This window comes from Lysobacter sp. yr284 (genome assembly GCF_900107375.1).
Taxonomy (GTDB): Bacteria; Pseudomonadota; Gammaproteobacteria; order Xanthomonadales; family Xanthomonadaceae; genus Lysobacter.
Window position 1 is genome coordinate 1 of sequence record NZ_FNPT01000041.1, and the last position, 7,485, is coordinate 7,485.

Consider the following 7,485-nt stretch of genomic DNA (forward strand, 5'->3'; position numbering starts at 1 on the left):
TCCTGCCCCTACGGCGCACGCGCGCATCCATGCGCGCGCCCTCCGGGTCTGCACAACTGAAGGCCTGTGTCGAAGTGACGAAAGAGCAATAGCAACGGCAACGGCAACGGCAACCGCCATAGCCACTGCCGCAGTAGCGCCGATCGCCGCGACGACCCCGCCGCCGCCCCCGAAACGTGAACACCGCTCCCCGCCGATCCCCCAGGGATAACCAACGGCATATGCATCCCGCGCCCACCCCGGACATGCTCGCCGGCGTCGCGTCACCGTGGCGCCGCGACGCGCCGGACCGGCCGGGTTGCGCCGCGAACAGGCAGATCTCCATGACCGTGTACGCCCCCTTGCGCCACCTCGCCGCCGTCGCCGCGCTCGCCGCGGCGCCCGTCGCCTTCGCCGCACCCGCCCAGATCGATCCCGCCACCCGCGCGGCCATCGAAGCGACCTGCTTCGACTACGTCGACGGCCAGCTCGAAGGCGACCCGGCGCGCGTCGCCCGCGCGCTGCATCCGGATCTGGCCAAGCGCCGCGTGCTCGGCGAGACCGCCGACGAGAAGCTCGGCCTGCGCCGGATGAGCAAGGAAGAACTGGTCGAGCTGACCCGCCAGGGCGCGCTGAAAACGCCGAAGGCGCAGTGGGACCGCAGTTGCACCGCGCTCGAGGTGGCCGGCAACGTCGCGGTGGCGCGCGCGGAAACGCCGTGGTTCGTGGATTTCTTTCACCTCGGCAAGTTCGGCGAGCGCTGGATCAGCGTCAACGCGCTGTGGTACGCCAAACCCAAGCCGGTCAAACCCTGAGCGCGGCGCGGTCGGCGGTTCGCGCGCGGCGCCATGCCGGCCGCCGCCGTCCCGCGCTACAGTGGCGCCGCGTCCACGGAACGCGACCGCGGCCCCCGCCGTCCCGTCGTCGTGGTCTCCCCTTACCACCGGAGCCCGCCATGCAACGTCTTTGCCTCGTTCTCGCCGCGCTGGCGATCGCCGCGCTGCCGCCGCTGGCGCAGGCCCGCAGCGCCTGCCACATCCAGGGCCAGATCGGCGGCATGGTCATCGACGAATGCACCCAGACCGGCCGCGACGCCGACGACGAGGCGCTCAAGCAGCAATGCAACGGCAAGGTGCCGGGGCTGGCGGAAGTCGGCGGCCAGGCCGATGCGCGCGTGGTCGCGGCCTGTCCCGACGGCGCCGGCGGCGTGTGCGAGAACCCGAAGGGCGCGCAGGCGCGGATCTACTACTACAAGCGCTCGGCGCAGGAACTGGCGACGGTGCAGCAGGCCTGCCAGATGCAGGGCGGCAAGTGGGTCAAGCCTTGAGCGTGCCGCGTGCGGCGCTGGCAGGCCTGGCGCTGGCCGTGTCCACGCAGGCGCAGGCGCAAACCGACACGCCCTCGTTCGACCGGCCCGGCATCGCCTTCTCCACCGGCACCCTGCCGCGCGGCGGTTTCGCCTGGGAACAGGGCCTGCCGGACTTCGAGCGCGACCGCAGCGACGGCGTGCGCAGCACCGGCTACAGCGCCGCGACCACCCTGCGCCTGGGCCTGACCGATACCCTGGAACTGCAGCTGTCCAGCTCGCCCTACAACCATTCGCGCCAGCGCGGCGGCGGCCAGCGCCAAAGCGCGCACGGCGCCGGCGACACCACCGCGGCGCTGAAGCTGGCGCTGCCTTCGGCCCACGCCAAGTTCAGCTGGGCCCTGCTCGCCAGCGCCGCGGTCGCGACCGGCGCGCGCGAGTTCAGCGACGGCCGCGACCAGTACGCGCTCGGCGCCACCGTCGCCTACGACTTCGACGACGCCACCTCCGGCTCGCTGTACCTCAACGTCGAGCGCAGCGGCGGCGTCGACGCGTGGACGTTCTCGCCGAGCCTGAGCCGCGCCTTCGGCGCGCGCTGGGGCGGTTATGTCGAGGCCGGCTGGACCCGCACCGCGCACGCGCCCGACACCGGCGTGGCCGGCGCCGGGGTGACCTTCATGGCCACCCCGCGGATCCAGCTCGACGCCTCGCTCGACGCCGGGCTCAACGATGCCGCGCCGGACTGGCAGGGCGGCATCGGCGTGTCGGTCTTTTTCGACTGATCCCGCGCGCGGCGTGCGCGCGACGCAGCCGCGCTATCCTGCCGCCAGCCCCCACCGGAGCGCCGCCGCATGGAAGACAACGTCTACGCCCCGCCCGCCAGCGACGTGGTCGCGCCCCCGCCGAGCGGACTCGGCGACGAGTTCTACGTGGTCGCGCCGCTCAAGTTCTGCCTGCTGTTCTTCCTCACCCTGGGCCTCTACCAGCTGTATTGGTTCTACATGCAGTGGGCGCGCTACCGCCGCCGCCATCCCGGCGAGACGTTGTGGCCGGTGGCGCGGGCGATCTTCGCGGTGTTCTTCGCCCACGCCCTGGCCGGCCGCATCGACGAGGCGCTGCGCGCCCGCGGCGCGCGCCACGACTGGGCGCCCGGCGCGGTGGCGACGATCTACGTGATCGCGCAGATCGCCAGCAGCGTGCTGGACCGGCTGAGCTCGCGCGAGATCGGCTCGCCGTTCACCGACGTCGCCAGCCTGGTGCTGCTGGCGCCGGTCGGCCTGAGCCTGTTGCGCCTGCAACGCGCGGCCAACCTCGCCTGCGGCGACCCGGACGGCGACAGCAACCGCCGTCTGAGCGCGCTCAACTACGTCTGGCTGGTCCTGGGCGCGTTGCTGTGGCTGAGCTTGCTGGCGGGTCTGTTCGCGCTCTACGTGCTGCCGGACTGAGCCGCGCTGGCGCTCAGGCCGCCGCCGACGCGTCGGCGCCGAGGCCGGCGGCGATGGCCCGGGCAAAATCGCGCGTCTGCGGGCCGGCGCCTTCGAACGTCCACAGGAAGCCGCCGCCGATGCCGTCGCCGGCCCAGCCGGCGAACTGCGCGCGCGCCTGCGCCGGGCCGCCGCCGGTGTCGATGCCGGGGATCACGAAGCTCGCCGGAAAGCCGTTGCCCAGGCGCGCGCGCAAGGCGCGGATCCAGTCGGCCGGGTCGTTGCCGCCGCCGCCGGCGTAGCACTGCAGGTTGAAGCCGACCACCAGGCCCGGGTCGCTGGATTCGAGTTCGGCCAGGCAGTCGATCCAGCCGGCCTGATCGTTGTAGGGGCAGAAGGTGACCTGGAAGCCGATGACGCCGAGCATCCGGCAGAACGCGACCATGCTCGGCCGGTCGAGGCCTTCCTCGTTGTCCAGGTCGATGGCGTCGATGGCCGGGAACAGTTGCTTCAGCGCCAGGAAATTCCGGTACAGCGGGCTCTGCGGCCCGGTGCCGAATTCGGCGATCAGGCGTTCGATATTGGCGAAATCGCCCACGCCCCAGCCGCCGATCGAGAACAGCACGCGCTCGACCGCATCGGGCCCCTGCTTGAGCTGTTCGATCAGCCCGGCCCAGCCGGCGGGGCCGACGTAGCTGCCGTTGGCGACGATCTCGGTGTTGTTGTAGTAGACATCGCCGTAGTAGGTGTCGGGCTTGGTGTCGCGGTAATGCACATGGCCCAGGGCCAGCACGACGGTGTTGAAGCCCGAGCGCTTCACCCGCTCGACATAGGCCTGGCCGTCGGCGCCGAAGAATCCCTGGCAGTAGGCGGCGACGATGGGCGAGGGCAGCAGGTTCATGGCGCGGCTCCGAAGCGGGAAGGTGCTTGGACCAACGCGGCGCGGCCGCCGGAACTGCCACGGTTCCGCCGTGCATGCGCGTTTGTGCGACCGGCTTGGCGCTCCGCCACGTCGGTGAATGCGCCGCGGCCGGCGTGGCGGCGCGCCGCGGCGGGTGCTAGCGTCGCCGGCAGTGCGCGCCCGCCGCGCCGCCGCCGGAGGCCCGATGCACCGTCTCGCTGCGTTGTGCTGTTGCGCCGCGTTCGCCGTGGCCGGATGCCAGCGCGCCGCCGCGCCGGCGCCGGTCCCGGCGGCCGCGCCCGCCGCCGCGTCCGCCGACGAAGACCAGCGCGCGCAGGCGCGCCGGATCGAAGCCGACCTGCGCTTGCTCGCCGACGACCTGCTGGAAGGCCGCGAAGCCGGCACCCGCGGCTACGACCTGGCGGCGCTGTACATGGCCCAGCGCCTGCGCGCGATGGGCGTGGAACCCGGCGGCGAGGACGGCGGCTATTTCCAGACGGTGCCGCTGCTGCGCGCGCAGCGCATCGACGGCGGCGGCGCGTTCCGGATCGAGCGCGCGCTCGGCACGGTCGAACTGCGCTTTCGCGAGGACTACCTGCCGCAGCTCGACTTCGCCAGCGGCCAGGCCGAGGTGACCGCGCCGGCCGCGTTCGTCGGCCAGGCGGTCGATGCGCCCGAACTGGAGCACGACGACTTCGCCGGCATCGACCTGCGCGGCAAGATCGCGGTGTTCTTCAACGGCGCGCCGGAGCGTTTCGACCACGACCGCCGCGCGTTCTACAGCTCCACCCGCGAGAAACTCGCGGCGGTGGCGCAGCGCGGCGCGGTCGGCGCGGTGATGGTGGCCACCGACGCGGAAGAAAAGCGCTACCCGTGGACGCGCAGCGCGCGCCAGTGGGACAAGCCGGGCATGCGCCTGCGCGGCGCCGACGGCGGCGCGCTCGACGCCTTCCCGCAATTGCGCGTGATCGCCCAGGTCTCCGCGGCGCGCGCCGGCGCCGTGCTCGACGCCGGCGACCGCAACGCCAGCGAGCTGTTCCGCCAGGCGCGCACGGGCCGGCTGCGCGGCTACGACCTGCCCGGCACGCTGAGCCTGGCGGTGCGCAACCGGCTCGAGCCGGCCCAGTCGCGCAACGTGGTCGGGCGCCTGCCCGGGCGCGAACCGGCGCTGCGCGGCGAGCATGTCGCGTTCACCGCGCACCTGGACCACCTCGGCATCGGCGCGCCGGTCAAGGGCGATGCGATCTACAACGGCGCGCTCGACAACGCGCTGGGCGTGGCGGTGATGCTGGAAGCGGCGCGGCAGCTGCAGCGCAGCGCGGCGCCGCGCCGGCGTTCGCTGCTGTTCGTGGCGCTGACCGGCGAAGAGAAGGGACTGCTCGGCGCGCACTGGTTCGCCGCCCATCCCACGCCCGCCGGCGCGGCGCTGGTGGCCAACGTCAACATGGACATGCCGGTGCTGCTGGCGCCGACCACCGACGCGATTCCGATCGGCGTGGAGCATTCCAGCCTGCAGGCGGTGCTGCAGCGCGCGGCCGCGCAGACCGGGGTGACGCTGTCGCCGGACCCGATGCCGGAGGAAAGCATCTTCATCCGCAGCGACCAATACGCCTTCATCCGCCAGGGCGTACCGGCGGTGTATCTGATCGGCGGGTTGTCGGGCAGCGAGGCGGCCAAGCGCCAGTTCGCCGCGTTCCTGCGCGGCGACTACCACCAACCTGGCGACGACGCCTCGCAGCCGATCCAGTACGCCGACGCGGCGCGGCTGGCGCGGCTCAACGCGCGCATCGGCGAGGCGATCGCCGGCGACGCGGCGCGGCCGATGTGGAATCGCGGGGATTTCTTCGGCGAGAAGTTCGGCAAGGCGGCGAAGCCTTGAGGGTTCGGCGCAGCCGAAAGGAAAGCGTCGGGCCTGAAGGCGTCCCACAAGAGCGTGTCCTAGGCCGTGCAGGCTCTTTCTTGTGGGAGGGTCTTCAGGCCCGATGCCTTGCGCTCCGCCCGCCACGCCCCCGCCTATACTCGACCCCATGAGCGAACCCCACCTGCGCACCCTCGGCCTGCTCGGCGGCATGAGCTGGGAATCGACCCTGCCGTACTACCGCCTGATCAACCAGACCGTGCGCGAGCGCCTCGGCGGCCTGCATTCGGCGCGCCTGCTGCTGTACAGCGTCGACTTCGCGCAAATCGAGCGCCTGCAGCACGCCGGCGACTGGGACGCAGCCGGCGCCCTGCTCGGCCGCGCCGCGTGCGCGCTGCGCGACGGCGGCGCGCAGTTGCTGGTGATCTGCACCAACACCATGCACAAGGTCGCCGATGCGGTGGAACGCGCCGCGCAGCTGCCGCTGCTGCACATCGCCGATCCCACCGGCGCGGCGATCCGCGCCGCCGGCCTGACCCGCATCGGCCTGCTCGGCACGCGCTTCACCATGGAGCAGGACTTCTACCGCCAGCGCCTGGTCGAGCGCCACGGCCTGGAGGTGCTGGTGCCGGAACCGGACGGGCGCGACTTCGTCCATCGCGTGATCTACGACGAGCTGTGCGTCGGGCAGATCCGCGACGCCTCGCGCGAGGGCTATCGCCGCATCATCGACGGCTTGGCCGCACGCGGCGCGCAGGGCGTGATCCTGGGCTGCACCGAGATCGGCCTGCTGCTCGGCGCGGACGACGTCGACCTGCCGTTGTTCGACACCGCCGCGCTGCACGCGCGCGCCGCGGCGCTGGCGTCGATCGGCCAGGCCTGACCGGCGCCGGGTGGTGCCGGCCGCATCGGCGCGCCACACTAGCGCTTCCGCTGCGATAAGGAGTGCGCAATGAACGATCGCCCCAACCCCGGCTGGTTCGGCCGCAACTGGAAATGGTTCGTGCCGACCGGCTGCCTCAGCGTGCTGCTGCTGGCCGCGCTGGCGCTGGCCGGCCTGATCGGACTGGGCATCAAGGGCGTGTCGGGGCTGATGAGCGGCAGCGAGCCGGTGCGCCACGCGATGGAGCTGGCCAAGGCCGATCCCGACGTGCGCGCCGCGTTCGGCGAACCGCTGGAGACCGGCCTGGGCTTCCAGGGCTCGCTGACCACCAACAACGACAGCGGCGCGGCCGACCTGTCGCTGCCGATCAAGGGCCCCAAGGGCAGCGGCCGGATCTACGTCAAGGGCACGCGCGAGGCCGACCGCTGGAGCTATCGGTTGATCGAGGTGGCCATCGACGGCAGCGAGCGGCGCATCGACCTGCTCGGGACCGATGCCGCGCGCGACGCGGCGCCGGAAGTCACGCTGCCGGAACCGGCGGCGGCGAACGATGCGGCGCCGAAGGAAGAAGAAGAAAGCGATCCCGAGGCGCCGGCAGAGCCATCGGCGACGGCTTGAGACAAGGCTCGGCGCGATTCGCTGCCATTGCCATAGCAATGGCAGCGGTCATGGCAACGCAACTACGCCGGCCCTTCCCACCGTCACTGCGGCGAAAGCCGGAATCCATTTTGCCGTTGCTTTTGCTTTTGCTTTTGCCGTTGCCGTTCGCCCGGACGCAACCCCACGAAAAGCACACGCCCCGCAGCCCCGGAGGGCGCGCGCATGGATGCGCGCGCGCGCCATGGGGCATGGATGCCCCTTATGGCGCGGCCCCGCGCCCGGTGCTGGACTTAGTGGCTTTTGATTCGAAACAGGAAAAGCACTTTCTTTGGTTACTTTCTTTGTTGCTTTGGACAAAGAAAGTGACCCGGCCGCTTGCGGACGGAAGCTGTTGATTGTCGCTTGTCGTCACTCGCTGCTGCGATAAAGGCCGAACCCGCCGCGGCACGCCCCCTGTAGGAGCGGCGCAAGCCGCGACCGCGCCACCACAGCGATTGCGAAAGTTTCGTCGTAGTTGCGTTGTCGCGGTCGCGG

At 71.8% G+C, this 7,485-nt stretch carries 8 protein-coding genes; 7 read left to right on the forward strand and 1 reads right to left on the reverse strand.

The window, feature by feature from the left end; all coding sequences use genetic code 11:
* Positions 1–323 precede the first annotated feature (323 nt).
* The 4 genes from BLV01_RS24970 (at position 324) to BLV01_RS24980 (ending at position 2,730) form a co-directional block, all read left to right on the forward strand.
* On the forward strand, positions 324–794 hold the full coding sequence (locus BLV01_RS24970; protein ID WP_091806777.1) for a nuclear transport factor 2 family protein: 471 nt from the start codon (positions 324–326) through the stop codon (positions 792–794).
* A 140-nt stretch (positions 795–934) separates the two neighbouring features.
* Positions 935–1,306: a hypothetical protein gene (locus BLV01_RS26530; RefSeq protein ID WP_175486250.1), complete on the forward strand. Its 372-nt coding sequence runs from the start codon at positions 935–937 to the stop codon at positions 1,304–1,306.
* 2 nt (positions 1,307–1,308) lie between these two features.
* Positions 1,309–2,067 (forward strand): transporter, encoded by a 759-nt coding sequence (locus BLV01_RS24975; protein ID WP_254782780.1) that lies wholly within the window; start codon positions 1,309–1,311, stop codon positions 2,065–2,067.
* A gap of 69 nt (positions 2,068–2,136) precedes the next feature.
* A complete protein-coding gene (locus BLV01_RS24980; protein ID WP_091806767.1) occupies positions 2,137–2,730 on the forward strand; it encodes a hypothetical protein in 594 nt (197 codons plus the stop codon).
* Between the two features lie 13 nt (positions 2,731–2,743).
* On the opposite strand, the gene BLV01_RS24985 is transcribed toward BLV01_RS24980, so the two are convergent.
* Entirely contained in the window at positions 2,744–3,610 is an 867-nt protein-coding gene (locus tag BLV01_RS24985) for a hypothetical protein (RefSeq protein WP_091806769.1), read from the reverse strand.
* A 205-nt stretch (positions 3,611–3,815) separates the two neighbouring features.
* Between BLV01_RS24985 and BLV01_RS24990 the strand changes: the two genes are divergently transcribed.
* The 3 genes from BLV01_RS24990 (at position 3,816) to BLV01_RS25000 (ending at position 6,969) form a co-directional block, all read left to right on the forward strand.
* Entirely contained in the window at positions 3,816–5,489 is a 1,674-nt protein-coding gene (locus tag BLV01_RS24990; RefSeq protein ID WP_175486252.1) for a M20/M25/M40 family metallo-hydrolase, read from the forward strand.
* Between the two features lie 148 nt (positions 5,490–5,637).
* Positions 5,638–6,351 (forward strand): aspartate/glutamate racemase family protein, encoded by a 714-nt coding sequence (locus BLV01_RS24995; protein ID WP_217633593.1) that lies wholly within the window; start codon positions 5,638–5,640, stop codon positions 6,349–6,351.
* Positions 6,352–6,420: 69 nt separating this feature from the next.
* On the forward strand, positions 6,421–6,969 hold the full coding sequence (locus BLV01_RS25000; RefSeq protein WP_091806775.1) for a cytochrome c oxidase assembly factor Coa1 family protein: 549 nt from the start codon (positions 6,421–6,423) through the stop codon (positions 6,967–6,969).
* The last annotated feature ends 516 nt before the right edge of the window (positions 6,970–7,485 follow it).